Raw genomic sequence first — 19,507 nt, forward strand, 5'->3', positions numbered from 1 at the left:
GCCGTGGAGTACTTGTCCCATAAGTGCGTGCGAAATTCCAGCCCGGAAAATACACCATCACTCTTTGGGACTATACAGCTAGCGACTGTTGCACTATCAGTTCATCGCCGGGCAGGCCGGGCGCAGCCAGCAGCACCAAAAAATCGGGCCCGCCGGCCTGCTGGGCTGCCCCAATAGCGGCGGTGCCACCCTGGCTGTGGCCTAGCAGTCCCACGTGGTTTTTGACGATGCCCGGTTGGGCCCGGAGCCACGCCAGCGCAGCTTGGGCATCGGTGGTATAGTCGGCGCTGGTGGTGCCGGCCAGCGTGCCACCCGACTGCCCCACGCCGCGGTCGTCGAAGCGCAGCACGGCGATGCCGTGGCGGGTGAGGTAGTCGGCCAGCACGGCAAAGGGCTGGTGGCCCAGGATGGTTTCGTTGCGGTCTTCGGGGCCCGAGCCGGTGAGTAGCACCACGGCCGGAAACGGGCCCATGTCGGCGGGCACGGTGTAGGTACCGGCCAGCGTCACGTTGGCCTTTTCGTTTTTAAACGTGACCTCGGCCGATTGGTAAGGGAAGGGCGGCAGGGGCGTTTGGGGCCGGCGCGCGGTCGGTTTGGCCGCGCCGGTAGTGCGCGTGAGTGTGAGAGGGAAAGCCCGCAGGCCTTGCTTCCATTCCCCGGTCAGCTGCTGGCCATCGGCCGAGCGGCGGCCCGCAAATTGGGCTGCCGGCTGGGCCAGGCGCAGGTACACGCTGTCGCCGGGCGCTGTGAACTGCAGGGCCAGGCCTTGCGCGTGTTGGGCTGGAATGTCGAGCGTGGCCGTGCGCGCGCCGCCGGCAGGGTCGGCGAGGTGCATCATGAAATCGATGGGCCCAACGGCCCCGGCCCAATCGCCGGTAAGGCTGGCAGGAGCGGTTTGGGCCTTAGCACCGATGACGGTGCAGCCCAGTAATGCGGCCAGGAATGCGCGAGTAAATGTTTGCATGAGAAATAGGCAGAAGTGAATAATTGCGTAATGTTACGAAGATAATTAGACAACCTTCTAATTAAATGAATCCATCGTTGAAACATGGCAGCGGCAGCCAATGAGTAGTCACTATTAAGTATTGAGCCAGAAGTTAAAAGCTGACTGCAAACGCAGCTTTCTGGTGGTGTGGTGGAATCTGCTCAGCCGCGTAAAGGGCATTGGTAATGCAATCGGCGGCGCTGTAATTCGTGTAAATAAATACCGGCTTGCTATTGTAGGAAGCAAGCGTACTTGAGCCATTGCTTGGCTTTTCGGCCGAAAACAAAAAGGTCTTTTTACCTGCTTTATCCACAAATGGCACCGGGATATGTGGATTAGTAGCAAAAGCGAACCGGCATACTTCCAGGAGAATATCCTTCCAGGTAGCAATGGGCTGAATAGTGCCATCGGCCAGCCGCAGCTGCTTGGGCTTCTGGCCGGGCTGCAAAGCCAGCAGATGCACTTGAGCTAAATCGGTGAAGCCAGCGGATGGCAAATGCGGCTGCGTGCGCTTGAGCGAGGCCGTGGCTTTGGGAGCTTTAGGCTTCTTGCCATTTGCTAAGGGCAGCTCAACATTATTTACGAGCGACGGTACGGCGGGAGCAGCTGGCACCGAGATACCATGGCCAGCCTGCGTAGCATCCAGCCACTGGATGAGCCGGAGGGCCGCTTCCACCAAATCGGTGTGCCGAAAGTCAATGGTCTCAATGGGGTGGAAGGTGGAATGAGCCGGCGAGTAGCAGTGCCAGTTCAGGCCATCGGTGATGAAGAAATTCTTGGGCTTGAGCGAAAACGCGTAGCCTATCACGGCGCCCACGTGGCCGAGCTTGTCGAGGCTTTCGCCCAGCTTTTTGGCCTCCACTACCGACCGGATGTTGCCGTGGGCATCTTTTAGCACATAGTCGAGCGACTGTTTATTGGCCACCATGCGCTCGGGTTCCACCATCCGCACGTTGGTCGTGTCCCAGCCCAACGCCCGCAGAATCGGGTTAATCAGGGCCGCTCGGGTGGCGGCTTCATTGTTCTGAAAAAGGGCGGCATTGGCGGCGGCATGGGCTTGCACCTGCTGAATAACTTGGTAGATAGCCGCGAGCGGACTTGCAGAGGGCATGAGTGGCTGAATAAGGGAAATGTGGCGTAATGTTAGGCAAAGCACCGCAGTATCGGGGTATTGCCGGGCTACCATGCCGCGGCTTTAGCCCCAGCCGTACCTTCGCAGTCCCAAGCAACTGCATCCGGCCGAAACCTTCCGGCCCCTTCTAGCTGTTGATTCGTTTATGCCCAAAAAAGACTCGTTGCAAGTTTCGGCCCCTGCCGACAATGCCATTGATAACCTCGACCCGCGCGAATTCATCCTCATCAAGAATGCCCGGGTTCACAACCTCAAAAACCTCAGTGTAGCCCTGCCGCGCAACCAGTTTATCGTCATCACGGGCCTGAGCGGCTCGGGCAAGTCGAGCCTGGCGTTTGATACGCTCTATGCTGAAGGCCAGCGCATGTACGTGGAAAGCCTGAGCAGCTACGCCCGCCAGTTTTTGGGCCGTATGGACAAGCCCGACGTGGACTACATCCGCGGCATTTCGCCGGCCATTGCCATCGAGCAGAAGGTCAGCATCAAGAACAACCGCTCGACGGTGGGCACCAGCACCGAGATTTACGATTACCTCAAGCTGCTGTTTGCGCGGGTGGGCCGCACGTTTTCGCCCGTGAGCGGCGAGCAAGTGCGCAAAGACAACGTGGCCGACGTGGTCGATTTTCTGGCTGCCCAGCCCGACGGCACCAAGGCCATGATTCTGGCCCCGCTCTACCGCGCCGACAAAACCCGGCCCATGAGCAAGGAGCTGGATTTGCTGCTGCAAAAAGGCTACAGCCGCGTGGTGGTGAACGGCGTGACCTCGCAGATTGAGGACCTGATAGGCGAGGGCCAGCCCGAAGTAAAAGGCGACGTCTACATTATGATAGACCGCGCCGTGCTCCGGCCCAACGACGAAGACCTGCTCTTCCGCCTCTCCGACTCGGTGCAAACCGCCTTTTTTGAGGGCCATGGCACCTGCCTGCTGCGCCTGAACGAAGACGAGACCCGCACCTTCTCCGACAAGTTTGAGCTGGATGACATCGTGTTTGAGGAGCCCAGCGTCAACTTCTTCTCCTTCAACAACCCCTACGGCGCCTGCCAGACCTGCGAAGGCTTCGGCTCGGTGCTGGGCATCGACGAGGACCTCGTGATTCCGGACAAGAGCATGACCGTGTACGAGGGCGCCATCGCGCCCTGGCGCACCGAAAAGCAGGGCGAATGGCTCAAGCCGCTGCTGAAAAATGGCATCCGCTTCGATTTCCCCATTCACCGCCCCTACAGCGAGCTCAGCCACGCCGAGCAGCGCCTGCTCTGGACCGGCAACAAGTACTTCGACGGCCTCGACAAGTACTTTAAGTGGGTGAGCGAGCAGACCCACAAAATCCAGTACCGCGTGCTGCAAAGCCGCTACCGCGGCCGCACCACCTGCCCCGACTGCCGCGGCACCCGCCTGCGCAAAGACGCCCAATACGTGCGCATCGATGGCCGCAGCATCGCCGACATCGTGCTGCTGCCCATCTCCGACGCGCTGAATTTCTTCCAGAACATGAGCCTGAGCGAGCACGACGCCAAAGTAGCCGAGCGACTCGTGACGGAAATCACCAACCGCCTGGGCTACCTCAATCGCGTAGGCCTGGGCTACCTCACCCTGAACCGCTTGAGCAACACGCTCAGCGGCGGCGAGAGTCAGCGTATTTCGCTCGCTACTTCTCTTGGTTCTGCGCTGGTGGGCTCCATGTACGTGCTCGACGAGCCCAGCATTGGCCTGCACCCCAAGGATGCCGAGCAACTCATCGGCGTGCTGCGCTCCCTGCAGCAGCTCGGCAACACCGTGGTAGTGGTGGAGCACGAAGAGAAGATGATGGAGGCCGCCGACCAGATTATCGACATCGGCCCCGAAGCCGGCAGCGGCGGCGGCAACCTGATGTTTCAGGGCACCATGGCGCAGCTGCTGCAGGACACCGAAACCTACACGGGCAAATACCTGAGCGGGAAAATGGAAGTGCCCATGCCCCGGGTGCGCCGCCCCTGGCGCAACGCCCTGGAGCTAACCGGCGCCCGCGAAAACAATCTCAAAAACGTGAGCGTGAAGATTCCGCTTGGTGTGATGACGGTGGTGACGGGTGTCTCGGGCTCGGGCAAGTCCACGCTCATCAAGCGCATCCTGGCCCCGGCCCTGATGAAAATGCTGGGCGGTGGCGCTGGCGAAAGCACCGGCAAGTTCGACCGCCTCACCGGCGTGAACGGGCAGGTATCGCACGTCGAGTTCGTGGACCAGAACCCCATCGGCAAGTCGTCACGCTCCAACCCCGTTACTTATGTGAAGGCCTACGATGCCATCCGGACGCTGTTTTCGGAGCAGCCGCTGGCCAAGGCGCGCGGCCTCAAGCCCTCGCACTTCTCCTTCAACATCGACGGTGGCCGCTGCGAGGTGTGCCAGGGCGAAGGTCAGGTGAAGATTGAGATGCAGTTTATGGCCGATATCTACCTGACCTGCGAAGGCTGCGGCGGCCGCAAGTTCAAGCAAGATATTCTGGACATCAAATTCCAGGACAAAGGCATCGACGAAGTGTTGGAACTGACGGTGACTGATGCCGTGCAGTTCTTCAAAGGCCAGCCCAAAGTAGCCGAGCGTCTCAAGCCACTCGAAGACGTGGGCCTGGGCTACATCCGCCTGGGGCAGTCGGCCAATACGCTTTCGGGCGGCGAGGCCCAGCGCGTGAAGCTGGCCTCATTCCTGACCAAAGGCGCTACGCTGCAGCAGGATAAGATTCTGTTCATCTTCGACGAGCCCAGCACTGGCCTGCACTTTCACGACATCAGCAAGCTGCTCACGGCCCTGAACGCGCTGGTGGAGCAGGGCAACTCGGTGCTCATCATCGAGCACAACGTGGACATCATCAAGTGTGCCGACTGGCTCATCGACCTTGGGCCGGAAGGCGGCCTCAACGGTGGCCATTTGCTCTTCGAAGGCACGCCCGAAGAAATGGTGAAATTGAAGGATACCAACCACACAGCGCGGTTTTTGGCGGAGAAAGTGTAACGTTACAGCCCGAAACCGCCGTAGCTGCCTGCCGTAGTGCAGCAGACCGAGTTAGAAGAGCTGCCAGTTGAGCTGCTTATCAGGCGATAAGCAGCTCAACTGGCAGCTAATCCAACTGCCCGGACTCCTACGTAGGTTTCGTGCTTTACTTCCCAGCCATGCTCGCACCTTCGCCGGCCCCAGATAATTACGCTGTCCCCAACCGCACTTTCCTGGGAAGGCTGTGGCGGTGGCTGACGGCGTTGGCCATTTTTGGCAACATCTTTCTCAACTACTATTCGAATACCCACCCCTTTGCCGGGCAAACCATGGGCATGGTGTCGGCCAGGTACCCCACTTTGCTTACGCCGGCGGGTTATGCCTTCAGCATCTGGGGCTTGATATTTCTGGGGTTGGCGGTGTATGCCGTTTGGCAGCTGCTGCCAGCTCAAGGGCAGTTGTCGCTGCCTGATGCTCTAGCCAAGCCGCTCACGCTGGCCAATGTGGCTACCGGCGCCTGGGTTGTGCTGTTTGCCTACGAGCAGATTATCCCCAGCGTGGGGGTGATGCTGCTCATTCTCCTTTCCTTGATTGTAGCGTACGGCCGCACCCGGCGGCGCATCTTTGCCGGGGCCGCTCCGGCCTGGATTGGGGTGCCTTTTTCGCTCTACTTGGGCTGGATTTCGGTGGCCTCGGTTATAAACATCACCATTGGGCTGCGGGAATTCGGCTGGCAGGCCGCCGAGGGCCTCTCGGTCACGATGACGCTGGGGCTGCTGCTTGTGATTGTGGCTTTGGGGTTAATAATCAGCCGGGTATTTCGGGATATGGTGTTTCCTTTGGTACTGGCGTGGGCCCTGGTGGCCATTTGGGTGGTGCGCTTGCGCGAAATCCCCGAGTTGGGCTGGGCGGCGCTGGCCGGGGCCGTGGCGGTCACGGTGCTGGGCATTGTATTGTCGCGCCGCGGCGGCCGCAAAACCCCCTGGCAGCTGCGCGACGAAGCCGTAGCGGCCGTCGAAGCAGAAATTGCGGCCGCTCGGGCCGCCAGGGAAATGCGCACGGGCGAATAGTGCGGCGTTGCCATGGCGAATAATCAGCTATAGTAGTGGCGAAGCAGGCGCTGTTAGCTTTGTGCGATTGAACTTCACGCTTATCGCACCTTCAGCTTATGCGCAAAAACCTCGTTGCCGGCAATTGGAAAATGAACCTGACTTACCCCGAGGGCCTGGCCCTGGTAAGTGAAATCACCAATTTGGCCGGCTCGGCTGCTGCCGGCGCCAATGCCCCCGAAATCGTTATCTGTCCGCCGTTTCCGCTGCTGCACGGCGTGGGGCAGGCCCTGCCGCAGAGCGGCAAGTTTCACCTCGGCGCTCAGAACTGCCACCAGAAAGAAAGCGGGGCCTTTACCGGCGAGGTTTCAGCCAAGATGCTGGCCTCGGTGGGCTGCGAATACGTGATTCTGGGCCACTCGGAGCGCCGCCAGTACTTCCGCGAAGATGACGAGCTGCTGAGTCAGAAGCTGAAAGCGGCCCTGGTTGCCGGCCTGAAGCCGATTTTCTGCGTGGGCGAGTCGCTCGACACGCGTGAGGCCGACGAGACCTTTGACTATATCGGTAAGCAGCTCACCGACGGGCTATTCCACCTCAGCAATGAGGAGTTTGACAAGGTAACCGTGGCCTACGAACCCATCTGGGCCATTGGAACGGGTCGCACCGCTACCAGCGCGCAGGCGCAGGAAGTGCACGCCTTCATCCGCGAGCGCATTGCCCGCGCCTACGATGCCAAAGCTGCGCTCGATACCACCATTCTCTACGGTGGCTCGGCTAATGCGCAGAACGCGCGGGAGCTTTTTTCGCAGCCCGATGTTGACGGCGGACTGATTGGCGGGGCTTCGCTGAAAGCAGCGGACTTTACGGCCATCATCCAGTCGTTTTAACCCAGGCCTGGCACCGTTGTTGGAAGGCCGTTAGGCACGTAGTACCCGCGTAATTCTGCGCGGAAATCTCTCGCTTCAGCTATGTTCTTTTCCTTTCTGCTCACGGCTTTATTAGCAACGGCTCCGGCTCAACCCCGGTTGAGCCCTGCGGCGGTAGTTGTCCGCACCCACGCGGCTGGCCCGCTGGAGCCGTGCAAAATCTACGGTTCCGTGTACCTCGAAACCGACCCGAGCCGCCGCAACTACTGCCTGGGCACGGTGTATGTGGAGCCCGAAGAGGCCTTTGCCGACCTCATCGTGTTCAAGGAAGCCAACAAGCTGTTTGCCGACAAAGCCGGCCTGTGGGCCGATGCTCCGGCCCGCGACTTCGCCGACTACGTCCTGTTTGTGACCACCGACCGGTCGCGGGCCGACTTCTCTATTCACTACACCAAAGTGCGCTCGTTTGCTGGCTGCAAGCAATAATAAATAGCTGCTGCGTTGCCGTCGTTTCTTACCGAACTTGCCACCCCGCCCGGGGTGGCATTTTTGTTTTCTGAACCAATACAAATGGAGTTAACGCTACAAAACCTCACCAAATCGTTTGGCCCCAAAACCGTGCTGCGCGACGTGAGCCTGACGGCCCATACCGGCTATTGCGTGGGCGTGCTGGGCCGTAATGGCGCCGGCAAGAGCACGCTGTTTAATCTGCTCACTAATGCGCTGCTGCCCAGCAAGGGCGCGATAGTGCTGGACGGCGAGCCGCTGGGCGAAACCTTCCCCGTGGCGGCCAAGCGCCGCATGGGCGCCCTCGTCAACCAAGGGTATCTGGTGGAGCAGCTCACCGCCGAGGAGTACCTGCAGTTTGTGGCGCGCATCTACGGGCTGCCCGCCGCCCAGGCCCACATCGACAGCCTGCTGGCCCACTTGCTGGAAGAGTACGACAGCGTGCGCACCAAGCGGCTGAGCTCGTTTTCGACCGGCATGAAGCAGCGCGTGGCCATTGCCTCCTGCCTGCTGCACCGCCCGGAGCTGCTGATTCTGGACGAGCCCTTCAACGGCCTCGACGTGTTTGCGGCCGAGCGCGTGCTCTCGCTGCTCAACAGCTACCGGCCGCAAGCCCTCACGTTTGTGTCGTCGCACAACCTAGCCCATATCGAAAAAGTAGCCACGCACCTGCTCGTCATCGACGACAGCGAAGTGAAATACTGGGGCTCTATGGAAGACTTCCTGCAGGGCCAGCGCGCCTTCCTCGGCGATGCCCTGCTGCAGCTCATCCACCCCGCCGCCCAAACTGCCCAGGACCTGACATGGCTGACCACCCAACGCTAAGCCCCCGGCTGGGACACTTTTTGCCCTACTTGCTGCTCCGCCGGCTGCGAGCCGTGGCCTGGCCCGACAGTGGCGGGGAGCGGGCCGTGTTTCTCCTGATTTTGGTGCTCACGGTGCTTTATGGCGCCGGCTTTGGCCTGTTGCTGAACAGCAGTACCAGGAGCGATAAGGTAGCCGACCTGCTTCCTGCGCTCCTGATTGGCTTCAATGCCATGCTGCTGGTCTCGGCGCTGCTGATAGATTTTGTGCCCACGCTGCGCCCCGTGGTACGGGCGGTGCCGGAGCACTTCCCGGTGTCGGCCCGGCTCAATGTGGTGACGGCCTTTTTGCTGGACTTTATCACCCTGCGCCGCCTAACCATCGTGGCGGGTCTGCTCACGGCGCTGGCGGTGGCCCCGCGCCACGCCCAGGTGCCGGGCTTCGGCTTGCTGCTGGTGCTGGGCGCGGCCACGCTCAGCTTCAACTTCCGCTTGCTGGTGGCGCTGCGGCGGTGGCGGCACCCGCTGCTGGGGCTGCACGCGGCCAGCCTGCTGCTGATGTGCTGGTGGCTGAGCCAGCCGCAGGGGCCCCACCACGCGGCGCTGGGCGTGGGCATGGCGCTGCTGCCCTGGGTGCTGTGGGCAGCGCAGCTGTATTGGCTGGGGCCGTACTTCAGTGCGCGCTACCTGCCGGCCGAAGCGGGCACGGCGTCGGCCCCCAGCCAGGTACTGGCGCACCTCTCCCCGGAGTGGAAAGTATACGCCCGCAAAGCCTGGCTGCCACTGCTCATGGGGCTGGTATTCAAAGTGCTGATGGTGGGGGTAGGGGGCTACATGTTGGGCAAAGAAGGCAGAGGCCCGCATATTGGCTTTTTCTCGGTCTTCTTCATGGCCTTTCAGCCCGCCATCGGCTTTACCTATGTCAACAACAACCTGTTTGGCTTCCTGAGCCCGCTCGTGGGCAACGAATTGCAGCGCCTGGGACTTACCCGGCGCATCCTTTTGCTCTATGCGCGGCTGGTGGGGCCAGTGGTGTTAGTCGATTGCCTGCTATCGGCCGCCCTGCTGCTGGGCCTGTTTCCGGCCATGCGCTGGCAGCTGCTGGGGCTGCTGCCGCTGGCTGCCGTGGCGTTTACCAGCGTGGGGCTGTGGGGCAGCCTGTACCAGGCCAAGCCGGTGGTAAAGGCTGTAGACTTTGCCAACATGCGCAACAACACGTCTACGCTCATGAGCTTCTGCACCATTGCGTTTGCTATGTTCTTGTATTTCGTGCCGTGGTGGTGGCTGCGCATTCTGGTGGCCGCGCTGGTGGGGGCCTCGGCATGGTGGCCGATACGGGCTGTGCTGCATAACGACGGCCGCCTGCGGCGGCGCCTGTGGGGCAGCATCGGCTTGTAATAAGCGGCCGCTACGGCGTCGGTTTTTCCTGCGACCTTTGCGGCACTAATAGCAACGAGGCAAGCTGCGGAAATCAACAATTTCCGTCTGCACTGCTGCCTCGTTCGTCATGCGTTATTCCCAATCGATGGATTTTATTGAACTGACCGTTGAAGCCCCGCGCGAGCTGGCCGACATTTTGGTGGCCGAGCTGGCCGAAGTAGGCTTCGACACCTTTGAAGACAACGACGCCGGCTTCTGTGCCTACACCACCGAAGAGGCTTTCAACCCCGATGCGGTGGAGGAAATCATGGCCCGCTACTCGGGCATTGGCGACCTGAACCATTCGCACCGCGTCATTACCCGCCAAAACTGGAACGCCGAGTGGGAGAAGAACTTCCAGCCGCTGATTATCGCCGAGCGCGTGTCGGTGCGGGCCCCGTTTCACCCCAAGCCCGACAACGTGGACTATGACATCGTCATCATGCCGCGCATGTCCTTCGGCACGGGCCACCACGAAACCACGGCCCTGATGATAGAAAACCAGCTCGACGTCGACCACAAGGGCCTGCGCGTGCTGGACATGGGCACCGGCACCGGCATCCTGGCCATTATGGCCGAAATGCTGGGCGCCCGCCACGTCCTGGCCGTCGACACCGAGCCCTGGACGGTGGAAAACGCCCGCGACAACGCCGCCGAAAACCAGTGCCGCACCATCGAGTGCCGCCTGGGCGGCGTGGAAACCCTGGCTAGCGAAGCACACTTTGACCTCATTCTGGCCAATATCAACCGCAACGTGCTGCTCGAAGACATGCACGAGTATGCCCGCCTGCTGCCCAGCGGCCGCCCCATCCTATTCAGCGGTTTCTACGAAGAAGACCTGCCCAAAATCCAGGATGAGGCGGCTAAGCACGGCCTCCGCTACCAGCGCCACCGCACGCTGCGCAGCTGGGTGTCAGCCATTTTTGAGAAGGAGTAGGGGCAAACCTCGCCTGGGTATTGAAACCACAAGAGTATCTCAATCGCCTGTCATGCAGAGCGCAGCGAAGCATCTTATCAGGTTCGAACGAATCGTTCGCACCTGATAAGATGCTTCGCTGCGCTCTGCATGACAGGCGTATGTGGTAAAGATGCTTTGCTGCGCCCTGCATGACGTCCTGCCTTTTAGCTCAATTCTAGCTAAATACCCAATCGCATAGACTGCCGCTACGAAACCAGCTTGGGCAGTGCCCGCGACGACTCGCGAACCACCAGCGTGGTGGGCAGCTTCATGGTGCTGGGCCCGGTGCTCTTATGCTTGCGCTCGATTTGCTCGATGAGGCGCTCGGCGGCGAGCTGGCCGATTTCCTGGGCTGGCTGGGTCACGGTGCTCAGGGGCGGGTTGAGCAGGTGGGCCGATTGGGAATTGGTGAAGCTGAGCAGCCCAACCTGGCCGGGAATGTCGACGCCGCGCTCGCGCAGGGCCGCGAGGCAGCCCAGGGCCAGCCGGTCGCTGGCCGTGAAAAACGCATCGGGCGGGGGCGAAAGGGCCAGCAGCTCATCCACGAGCGGGCCGGCCTCGTCGGGGCCGAAGGTGCCGTAGCGCACCAGGTTTTCGTCGAAGGGCACGCCGTATTGCTCCAGGGCGGCGCGGTAGCCAGCCAGCCGCTCCTGCGTGATGCTCAGGTAGGGCGGAATGGTGAGGTGGGCAATGCGGCGCCGGCCGGTTTGGAGCAGGTGCGAGGTAGCGGCGTAGGCCCCGCCGAAGTTGTCGGCTACCACCTGCGTCACAGCTAGTTCGGCGGCCACGCGGTCGAACAGCACCAGCGGCATGCCCTGGTCAATCAGCGCCTGCAGGTGCGACACGTTGGAGGTTTCGCTGGACAGCGAGAGCAGCAGCCCGTCGACGCGACGCGATACGGCCTGCTGAATATTGGCCAGTTCGCGCTCGTACGACTCGTGCGTCTGGAAGATGATGACGTGGTAGCCGCGATTGTAGGCAATGGCCTCGATGCCGTTGATGGCCTGCGAAAAGAAGTTGTTCGCAATCTGGGGCACAATCACGGCCAGGGCCTTACTGCTGTTGCCCTTCAAACTCAGGGCAATGGGATTGGGCCGGTAGTTGAGCCGCTCGGCGTATTCCATCACCAGCCGCTTGGTTTCGGGGCTGATTTCGTAACTGTCGCGCAACGCCCGCGACACTGTCGAGGTCGACAGGTTCAGGGCGTGCGCAATATCCTTGATGGTGACGGGGTCCAAGCGCTTTGACTAAGAAAGGAGAATAAATAGCCGCAGCCGGCTCAACTAAATTACTGGATTACGGGCTCGAATGGTTCCGAAGCAGCAGCCCAACCGGTTGGGCTACTGGCAGCAGCGGCGGCCGCTGCAGGAAATCTTTCGGAGCTTAATCCATTACAAGAGTAGCTAATTCTGGCTAAATAGAAACGGCCCTAGCGTTTCCGACGGTCCGCACGCGACCGAAACAGCTCAAGTCCCCAGAGGCATGGCGCGCGGGGTTCATGGTGTCACCATCTTTGTGCAGTAATCTTACGGTTGGGCTAAGTATTAAAGCCAACTGTTTTCGACAGCCTGCAAAGATGAAATTAGTGCGCGTGCAAAAAGGAATGCTGGCGGCCCTGCTGGCCGTTGGATTGGTGCTCACCGCCTTTCGCCAGCGGCCCGCCGAGGAAGGCCTGATGGAGCGCATCGCGCGCCAGGTGGGCGAGTTCTACGCGGCGGCCCGGGGCGAAAAAGCCTACCTCCACCTCGACCGCCCGGTGTACGGCACCGGCGAAACCATCTGGTTCAGCGCCTACGTCGTCGACGCCTCGCGGCACCAGCTCGATTCCCTCAACCAGGTGCTGCACGTCGACCTGGTTTCGCCCGAGCACAAGGTGGTGGCCCGCCGCACCCTGCTGCTGCAAGGCGGCCGCGCCAGCGGCGACCTCGACATTGCCGATTCGCTGGCCGCCGGCACCTACGTGCTGCGCGCCTACACCAACTGGATGCGCAACGCCGGCGATAATTTCGTGTACAGCCGCCGCCTGAGCATCTGGCCCGCCTCGCCCATTGGCCCCCAGGAACCCAGCGCCGAAACCACTGCGGCCCGCAAACCCAAAGGCGGCAGCGCGGCCGCCGGCAAACCCGACGTGCAGTTTTTCGCCGAAGGCGGCTACCTCGTGGAGGGCTTGCCGGGCGTGGTGGCCTGCAAAGCCACCGATGCCAGCGGCCGGGGCATTGCCGTGCGCGGCCAGATTCTAACCGCGCAAAACACCGTGGTGACCACCTATAGCAGCCGCCACGCGGGCATGGGCCGCTTTGCCCTGGTGCCCGCCGCCGGCCAGCGCTACCACGCCCGTATCACGCTGCCCGACGGCAGTACCGCCGACTATCCTTTGCCCGTGCCGCAGCCCAGCGGCTACACCCTGCACGTGGTAGAAAACGCCCAGGAATTTCTGGTAGAAGCCCGTTACCGGGGCGCTGCCGGGGCGCCCGCGCCTGGCCCTGTGCACCTGCTCACGCAAGTGCGGGGCGTGGTGGCCTACCCGGCGGCGCGCCCGCTGGTGGGCGATGCGCCGGCCGTGTGGCGCATGCCGAAGAAAAATTACCCCAATGGCATTGTACACTTCACCTTGTTTGATGCCCAGGGCACGCCGCGCTGCGAGCGGCTGGCCTTTGTGCTAAACGGCCCGGCCGCGCTGAAGGTCACCATCACGCCTGACCAGCCCACCTACGGGGCCCACGCGCCGGTGCAGCTCACCGTGCGCGTAGCCGATGCCGCGGGCCTGCCGGTGCAAGCCAACTTGTCGGTGGCCGTGAGCGACGCCGGGCTGAGCGCCCTCGACCCCAACGCCGAAACCATTGCCTCGAATCTGCTGCTGACTTCTGACCTGGTGGGCTACGTCGACACCCCCGGCTATTACTTCCGGGAGCAGTCGGCCGCCACGGCCCAGGCCCTCGACGACCTGCTGCTGACGCAGGGCTGGCGGCGGTTTGTGTGGAAGGAGGTGCTGGCCGGTAAGCCCGCGCCCGTCGTCTTTTTACCCGAGCAAAACATCTCCCTCACCGGGCAGGTGGTGAGCGCGCAGGGCAACCGCCCCATTGCCAACAGCCAGCTCACCTTCCTGCAAATGAAGCCGGCCAAAAACGTGGCCACGGCCACCACCGACGCTGAGGGCCGCTTCACGTTCTCGGCGTTCACGCTGCGCGATACGGCCGTGATTACCCTGCAGGCGCGGCGCTCGCAGGGTGGTTCCAACGTCCTCATCCGGCCCGATGCCGGCCCGGTGCCGAGCACGCAGCCTTTGCCTGCGCTGCCGTCGTTGGCTACAGCGCCAGCCGGCGTGGCCGCCTTTGTGCGCCGCAGCCGCCAGGCCCAGGCCGCCGACCTGGACCTGCACCCCGAGAAGGCCGTGCGCAACATCAACCTGGGCAACGTATCGGTGACGGCCAAGCGGGAAACCGTGCCGCGCGATGACCCGCGCCGTTTATATGGAGCCACTGGGGGCACGGTGATTGATTTCGCCAACATGCCGGAAGCGAAGTCGGGTATGTCGGTGCTGCAGCTGCTGCAGGGGCGCGTGGCCGGCCTCACCATCAGCGGCAACCCGCCGAACATGACGGCGCAAATCCGGGGGGCGGGCACGCCGCTGTTTATTCTGGATGGTCAGCGGGTCGATATCGACTTTATCAGTTCGCTGCAGTCTTCCGATATCGAATCGGTGGAAGTCTTCAAGGGAGTGGAAGCGGCCATCTTCGGCGGCAGCGGCGGAGCCATTGCCATCTACACCAAGCGCGCCAACCCCAAGTACAAGGGCGCTGATTTGGCCCCGTCTCCCGGCATTGCGACCGTGAAGGTGCCGGGCTTCTACCAGGCCCGCGAGTTTTACCAGCCCCGCTACAACGCCCTGCTCACCAACCCGCCCGCCGACCCGCGCACCAGCACCCTGTACTGGAACCCCACCGTGCGAACCAATGCGCGCGGCGAGGCCGAGCTGCACTTCTTCACCGCCGATGGCAGCGGCACTTTCCAGGCCGTGGCCGAGGGCCTCAGCCTGGGCGGGCTGCCGGCGCAAGGCACGGGCACCGTGGTGGTTCGGGGGAAGTAGGCTGAGGAGCCTTAGGTTGAGCTAGCTTGCGTAAAAGGCCAGGAGGTTGAGCTGCCGGTGGCGCAGATGAGAACGTTCCCGGCAACGATTGCGCAAAAAAAAGCGCCTCTCTGCCTCGCAGGAAGGGCCTATCGGCTCAGAGTTGGCCTAATATTGTTAGGGCGATACTGCCTTCACTCCCTTGGGCTCACTCGCCGGGGCGGGTGCAACCTTTCCTTTCGTGCGATGAAATCAACTTTGGTATTACTGCTGGCCGGGCTGGCGGCTTTCCTCATGCTGGCCTTTGGGCCGGCGGCCGAGCCGAAAACGCAGATTTTCCTGGTGGGCGACTCCACCATGGCCGACAAGGCCGACCTCACTAAGCCCGAGCGCGGCTGGGGCATGGAGTTCGGCCAGTTTTTCGACGGCAGCGTGGTTATCCGCAACACTGCCATGAACGGGCGCAGCACCAAGAGCTTCCTGCGCGAAGGCCGTTGGGCCAAGGTACTCGAAGGCCTCAAGCCCGGCGACTGGGTGTTTATCCAGTTTGGTCACAACGACGAGAAAGTGGAGGACAGCACCCGCTCGGCCCCGGCCCAGACGCTGTACCGTCAGCTCCTCACCAAGTTTGTGCAGGAAGCCAAGCAGAAAGGCGCTAACCCCGTGCTGCTCACGCCCGTGGGCCGCCGCTTCTTCGATGAGGCCGGCAAGCGCAAAGACGACCACGGCGAATACCCCGGTGTGGTGCGCGAGGTGGCCAAGGCCCAGAAAGTGCCGCTGATTGACTTGCACGAAAAAAGCTGGGCCATGTACTCGCAGCTGGGCGAGCAGGGGTCGCGGCCGCTATTCTGGTCGTACCTCAACGGCTACTATCAGCCCAACCCGGTGCCGCCCGCCAAGAACGACAACACCCACTTTTCGGAGTACGGCGCCACCCGCGTAGCTCAACTCGTGGCCCAGAGCGTGAAGGAGCAGAACCTGGCCCTGGCCAGCCACCTGAGCCGCGCGCCCTTCGATGGCAAGTACCTGTTTGACCTGCCCGTGGTGCTGGAGCCGATGTTCAAAAAGGACACCTTCAACATTGCCAAATACGGTGCCGTGGCCGACGGCCAGACCCTAAACACCGAAGCCTTTCGCAAAGCCGTTGATGCGTGCGCGGTAAACGGCGGCACGGTGCTGGTGCCCCGCGGCCTGTGGCTCACCGGCCCCATTGTGCTGAAAAATAACGTGAACCTGCACCTAGCCACCGGCGCCTTGGTGCAGTTCACGGCCGACCGCAGCCAGTACCCGCTGATTAAAACCACCTGGGAAGGGGAGGAGGCCATTCGCAGCCAAGCCCCCATTTCGGGCGTGGACTTGACCAACATTGCCATCACCGGCAACGGCATCTTTGATGGAGCCGGCGACGCGTGGCGCCCGGTGAAGAAAAACAAGCTCAACGAGACGCAGTGGCAGAAGCTGGTGGCCTCGGGCGGCGTGCTCTCCGACAAGAAGGACTACTGGTACCCATCGGCCGGCTCGATGAAGGGCAACCTGCTGGCTACGGCCGGCACGCCCCGCAAGAGCCTCGACCCGAAGGACTTCGACGACATTCGCGACTTTCTGCGGCCCAACATGCTGAGCCTGACGCGCTGCAAGCAGATTCTGCTGGAGGGCTTCACCATCCAGAATTCCCCAGCCTGGACCATTCACCCGCTGCTGTGCGAAAACATCACGCTGCGCAACGTGACGGCCAAAAACCCCTGGTACGGCCAAAATACCGACGCGCTGGACCTGGAATCTTGCCGGACAGGCGTGGTGGAAGGCTGCACGTTTGACGTGGGCGACGACGGCATCTGCATCAAGAGCGGCCGCGACGAGCAGGGCCGCAAGCGCGGCGTGCCCACCGAAAACTTCATCGTGCGCGATACCAAAGTGTACCACGCCCACGGCGGCTTCGTGATTGGCTCCGAAATGTCGGGCGGTGCCCGCAACCTGTACGTGTACAACTGCACTTTCATGGGCACCGACGTGGGCCTGCGCTTCAAGACGGCCCGCGGCCGCGGCGGCGTGGTCGAGAACATCTTCGTCGACGGCGTGGACATGACCGACATTGCCGGCGAGGCCATTCTGTTCGACATGTACTACGCCGCCAAGGACCCCGTGCCGCTGGCCGGCGAAAGCACCGCGCCCCCCGTGATAGCCGCGCAGCCGCTGAACGAGGGCACGCCCCAGTTCAAGGGCTTCCGTATCCGCAACGTGACGTGCAAAGGCGCCACGACCGGCATTCTGGTGCGCGGCCTGCCGGAAATGAGCATCAAGGACATCAGCATTGAAAACGCGGTGCTGGAAAGCAAAAAAGGCCTGGTGTGCCAGGAAGCCGAGAACATCCGCCTGAAAAACGTGACCCTGCTCTCGACCGAAACCGCACCTGTGATGGAAGTTCAAAACAGCCACAACATCGCGCTGGACGGCATCCACTACACCAAAGGCGCCGAGTTGCTGATGCGCGTGACCGGCGACCGCAGCAAAGACATCCGCTTGACCAATACCAACACCAAGCTGGCGAAAAAAGACGTGGAACTGGGCCAGAAAGTGGCAAAGAAAGCCGTGGTTTTTGCCAAGCGTTAGGCACCGCCTTGGGCTAATTTTTTAAATAAAGAACGTCATGCTGGGCCGCCTGTCATGCTGACGAAGGAACCATCTTATCACGCCTGAGTCGTTCAGCGGCGATATGATGCTTCCTTCGTCAGCATGACAGACGATTGAGCTAGCACTGAGACTGAGCTAAAGATGCTCTGCTCCGCATGACGTTATGTTACCCTTCCTTTATGAAAAACAACCTCCGTCTCCTGATGTCGCTGCTGGGCCTTTCGCTGCTGAGTGAAACTGCCTCGGCGCAGACGGCGAAACCCGCCGCGTACTCGCAGCGCATGGCCGACGCCTTCATCAGCTGGCACCCGGATTCCATCGTCATCGGCAAAAACAAAACCGCCCGCTGGGACTACGAGCAAGGCCTGATGATGCGCGCCCTGGAGCGCGTGTGGCAGCGCACCGGCAACGCGAAGTACTTCACCTATATTCAGAAAGACCTCGACCAGTTTGTGCAGAAGGATGGCACCATCCGCACCTACAAACCCGATGATTTCAACCTCGACAATCTGACCACGGGCCACGCCCTGCTGCTGCTCAGCCAGGTATCGGGCCCCAACCAGGAGCGCTACCAGAAAGCGGCCCAACTGCTGCGCAAGCAGATAGAAGGCCAGCCGCGCACTAAGGAAGGCGGCTTCTGGCACAAGAAAATCTACACCAACCAGATGTGGCTTGACGGCTTGTACATGGCCGAGCCGTTCTACGCCGAGTACAGCAAGGTTTTCAACCAGCCAGCTGGTTTCGATGACGTAGCCAAGCAGTTTGCGCTGATTGAGAAGAACCTGGTGGACCCCAAAACCGGTCTGCTCTACCACGGCTACGACGAGAGCCGCGAGCAGCAGTGGGCCAACAAAACCACCGGCCAGTCGCCCAATTTCTGGGACCGCGGCATTGGCTGGTACAGCATGGCGCTGGTCGACGTGCTCGACTACTTCCCGCAGAACCACCCGCAGCGCCCCGCCCTCATCAAGGCCCTAAAGCGCCTGGCCCCGGTACTGGCAAAGTACCAGGACCCCAAAACCGGCACCTGGAGCCTGGTAATGGCCCAGGAAGGCCGCAAGGGCAACTACGCCGAGGCCTCGGGCAGCAGCATGTTTGTGTACGCGCTGGCCAAAGGCGTGCGCATGGGCTACCTCGATAAAAGCTTCGCCCAGGTGGCCCGGAAGGGCTACGACGGCCTGCTCAAGTCATTTGTGGCCACCGAGCCCGGCGGCGCGCTGGCTTTCAATGGCACAGTGAGCGTGGGTGGCCTGGGCGGCAAGCCCTACCGCGACGGCTCCTACGACTACTACCTGAGCGAGCCGCTGCGCAAGAACGACCTGAAGGGCGTCGGCCCGTTCATCCTGGCCAGTACGGAGATGGAGATTGCCGCCGAAAACGGCATTGGGCAGAACAAAACCGTGGGGCTGGATTACTTCTTCAACCACGAGATGCGCAAAAACAGCATCACCGGCGAGCCGGAGCAGTGGCACTACACCTGGGAGGAGCGCACGCACGGCGGCTTCTGGCTGTGGGGCAACCAGTTCCGAGAGCTGGGCGCCAAGACCGTGGCCATCCCCGCCGCGCCCACTGCGGCCAGCCTCAAGAACCTGAGCGTCTACATCATTGTGGACCCCGACACGCGTAAGGAAAGCCCCCAGCCCAACTACATCCAGCCCGCCGACAGCAAGGCCGTGACCGACTGGGTGAAGGCCGGCGGCACGCTGGTGCTCTTCGCCAACGACACGGCCAACTGCGAAATCAAGCACTTCAACGAGCTGGCAAAAAACTTTGGCGTGCAGTTCACCGACCAAAGCGTGAACATGGTGCAGGGCAGCCAGTTTGAGCAGGGCAAAGTGGAGCTGAGCTCCGGCAAAGCGGTGTTCAAAAACGCCGCGACGGCTTACATCAAGGAGCTGTCGGTGCTGGCGGTGCAGGCGCCGGGCCAGCCGCTGGTCACCAACAACGGCAAGGTCATCATGGCCACCGCCAAGTTGGGCAAGGGCCGGGTCTTCGTCCTCGGCGACCCGTGGCTGTATAACGAGTACGTGGACGGCCGCAAGATTCCGGCTACGTTCGAGAACTTCCAGGCCGGCAAAGACCTGGCCACCTGGCTGCTGAGCAACAAGTAGTCGCGGCGGGGCCGG

Annotated in this window: 13 protein-coding genes; 10 read left to right on the top strand and 3 right to left on the bottom strand. The window is 61.8% G+C overall.

All coding sequences use genetic code 11. The annotated features are described in order from the left end of the window. Nucleotides 1-70: 70 nt before the first annotated feature. Nucleotides 71-964 carry an alpha/beta hydrolase family protein gene (locus LJ738_RS17090; protein ID WP_227787578.1) on the bottom strand — a complete coding sequence of 298 codons (894 nt, stop codon included), beginning with the start codon at nucleotides 962-964 and terminating at the stop codon, nucleotides 71-73. Between the two features lie 133 nt (nucleotides 965-1,097). Further along, nucleotides 1,098-2,096: a type I restriction enzyme HsdR N-terminal domain-containing protein gene (locus LJ738_RS17095; RefSeq protein ID WP_227787579.1), complete on the bottom strand. Its 999-nt coding sequence runs from the start codon at nucleotides 2,094-2,096 to the stop codon at nucleotides 1,098-1,100. Nucleotides 2,097-2,262: 166 nt separating this feature from the next. On the opposite strand from LJ738_RS17095, the gene uvrA reads away from it, so the two are divergent. The 7 genes from uvrA (at nucleotide 2,263) to prmA (ending at nucleotide 10,663) form a co-directional block, all read left to right on the top strand. Further along, nucleotides 2,263-5,103, top strand: a complete 2,841-nt coding sequence (uvrA, locus tag LJ738_RS17100) for an excinuclease ABC subunit UvrA (RefSeq protein ID WP_227787580.1) — start codon at nucleotides 2,263-2,265, stop codon at nucleotides 5,101-5,103. 158 nt (nucleotides 5,104-5,261) lie between these two features. Beyond that, complete coding sequence (locus LJ738_RS17105) at nucleotides 5,262-6,152, top strand: hypothetical protein (protein WP_227787581.1); 891 nt, start codon at nucleotides 5,262-5,264, stop codon at nucleotides 6,150-6,152. Between the two features lie 98 nt (nucleotides 6,153-6,250). Further along, nucleotides 6,251-7,018 (top strand): triose-phosphate isomerase, encoded by a 768-nt coding sequence (tpiA, locus tag LJ738_RS17110; RefSeq protein ID WP_227787582.1) that lies wholly within the window; start codon nucleotides 6,251-6,253, stop codon nucleotides 7,016-7,018. An 81-nt stretch (nucleotides 7,019-7,099) separates the two neighbouring features. After that, nucleotides 7,100-7,483, top strand: coding sequence for a 7(1) septoil knot domain-containing protein (locus tag LJ738_RS17115; protein ID WP_227787583.1), 384 nt, complete (start codon nucleotides 7,100-7,102; stop codon nucleotides 7,481-7,483). Nucleotides 7,484-7,567: 84 nt separating this feature from the next. Continuing rightward, complete coding sequence (locus LJ738_RS17120) at nucleotides 7,568-8,329, top strand: ABC transporter ATP-binding protein (protein WP_227787584.1); 762 nt, start codon at nucleotides 7,568-7,570, stop codon at nucleotides 8,327-8,329. After that, the gene (locus LJ738_RS17125) at nucleotides 8,308-9,705 is read left to right on the top strand and encodes a hypothetical protein (protein WP_227787585.1); all 1,398 of its coding nucleotides are present in this window, start codon (nucleotides 8,308-8,310) and stop codon (nucleotides 9,703-9,705) included. Before LJ738_RS17120 ends, LJ738_RS17125 begins: the two co-directional genes overlap by 22 nt. Before the next feature lie 109 nt (nucleotides 9,706-9,814). Beyond that, entirely contained in the window at nucleotides 9,815-10,663 is an 849-nt protein-coding gene (prmA, locus tag LJ738_RS17130) for a 50S ribosomal protein L11 methyltransferase (protein WP_227787586.1), read from the top strand. Between the two features lie 227 nt (nucleotides 10,664-10,890). Here prmA and LJ738_RS17135 read toward each other — a convergent pair whose 3' ends face one another. Continuing rightward, nucleotides 10,891-11,922, bottom strand: coding sequence for a LacI family DNA-binding transcriptional regulator (locus LJ738_RS17135; protein ID WP_227787587.1), 1,032 nt, complete (start codon nucleotides 11,920-11,922; stop codon nucleotides 10,891-10,893). A gap of 338 nt (nucleotides 11,923-12,260) precedes the next feature. On the opposite strand from LJ738_RS17135, the gene LJ738_RS17140 reads away from it, so the two are divergent. The 3 genes from LJ738_RS17140 to LJ738_RS17150 all read left to right on the top strand — a co-directional run bounded on the left by LJ738_RS17140 (nucleotide 12,261) and on the right by LJ738_RS17150 (nucleotide 19,492). Beyond that, nucleotides 12,261-14,771 carry a TonB-dependent receptor plug domain-containing protein gene (locus tag LJ738_RS17140; RefSeq protein ID WP_227787588.1) on the top strand — a complete coding sequence of 837 codons (2,511 nt, stop codon included), beginning with the start codon at nucleotides 12,261-12,263 and terminating at the stop codon, nucleotides 14,769-14,771. Nucleotides 14,772-14,996: 225 nt separating this feature from the next. After that, nucleotides 14,997-17,360 carry a glycosyl hydrolase family 28 protein gene (locus LJ738_RS17145; RefSeq protein ID WP_227787589.1) on the top strand — a complete coding sequence of 788 codons (2,364 nt, stop codon included), beginning with the start codon at nucleotides 14,997-14,999 and terminating at the stop codon, nucleotides 17,358-17,360. A gap of 200 nt (nucleotides 17,361-17,560) precedes the next feature. Next, complete coding sequence (locus LJ738_RS17150) at nucleotides 17,561-19,492, top strand: DUF4350 domain-containing protein (protein ID WP_227787590.1); 1,932 nt, start codon at nucleotides 17,561-17,563, stop codon at nucleotides 19,490-19,492. Nucleotides 19,493-19,507 lie beyond the last annotated feature (15 nt).

Origin of the sequence: Hymenobacter plasmatis, from assembly GCF_020711255.1 — a bacterium.
Taxonomy (GTDB): domain Bacteria; phylum Bacteroidota; class Bacteroidia; order Cytophagales; family Hymenobacteraceae; genus Hymenobacter.

Excerpts from the sequence above, each read along its gene's own strand:
- LJ738_RS17090 (WP_227787578.1), bottom strand. The coding sequence starts at position 964 with ATGCAAACATTTACTCGCGCATTCCTGGCCGCATTACTGGGCTGCACC.
- LJ738_RS17095 (WP_227787579.1), bottom strand. The coding sequence starts at position 2,096 with ATGCCCTCTGCAAGTCCGCTCGCGGCTATCTACCAAGTTATTCAGCAG.
- uvrA (WP_227787580.1), top strand. The coding sequence starts at position 2,263 with ATGCCCAAAAAAGACTCGTTGCAAGTTTCGGCCCCTGCCGACAATGCC.
- LJ738_RS17105 (WP_227787581.1), top strand. The coding sequence starts at position 5,262 with ATGCTCGCACCTTCGCCGGCCCCAGATAATTACGCTGTCCCCAACCGC.
- tpiA (WP_227787582.1), top strand. The coding sequence starts at position 6,251 with ATGCGCAAAAACCTCGTTGCCGGCAATTGGAAAATGAACCTGACTTAC.
- LJ738_RS17115 (WP_227787583.1), top strand. The coding sequence starts at position 7,100 with ATGTTCTTTTCCTTTCTGCTCACGGCTTTATTAGCAACGGCTCCGGCT.
- LJ738_RS17120 (WP_227787584.1), top strand. The coding sequence starts at position 7,568 with ATGGAGTTAACGCTACAAAACCTCACCAAATCGTTTGGCCCCAAAACC.
- LJ738_RS17125 (WP_227787585.1), top strand. The coding sequence starts at position 8,308 with ATGGCTGACCACCCAACGCTAAGCCCCCGGCTGGGACACTTTTTGCCC.
- prmA (WP_227787586.1), top strand. The coding sequence starts at position 9,815 with ATGCGTTATTCCCAATCGATGGATTTTATTGAACTGACCGTTGAAGCC.
- LJ738_RS17140 (WP_227787588.1), top strand. The coding sequence starts at position 12,261 with ATGAAATTAGTGCGCGTGCAAAAAGGAATGCTGGCGGCCCTGCTGGCC.
- LJ738_RS17145 (WP_227787589.1), top strand. The coding sequence starts at position 14,997 with ATGAAATCAACTTTGGTATTACTGCTGGCCGGGCTGGCGGCTTTCCTC.
- LJ738_RS17150 (WP_227787590.1), top strand. The coding sequence starts at position 17,561 with ATGAAAAACAACCTCCGTCTCCTGATGTCGCTGCTGGGCCTTTCGCTG.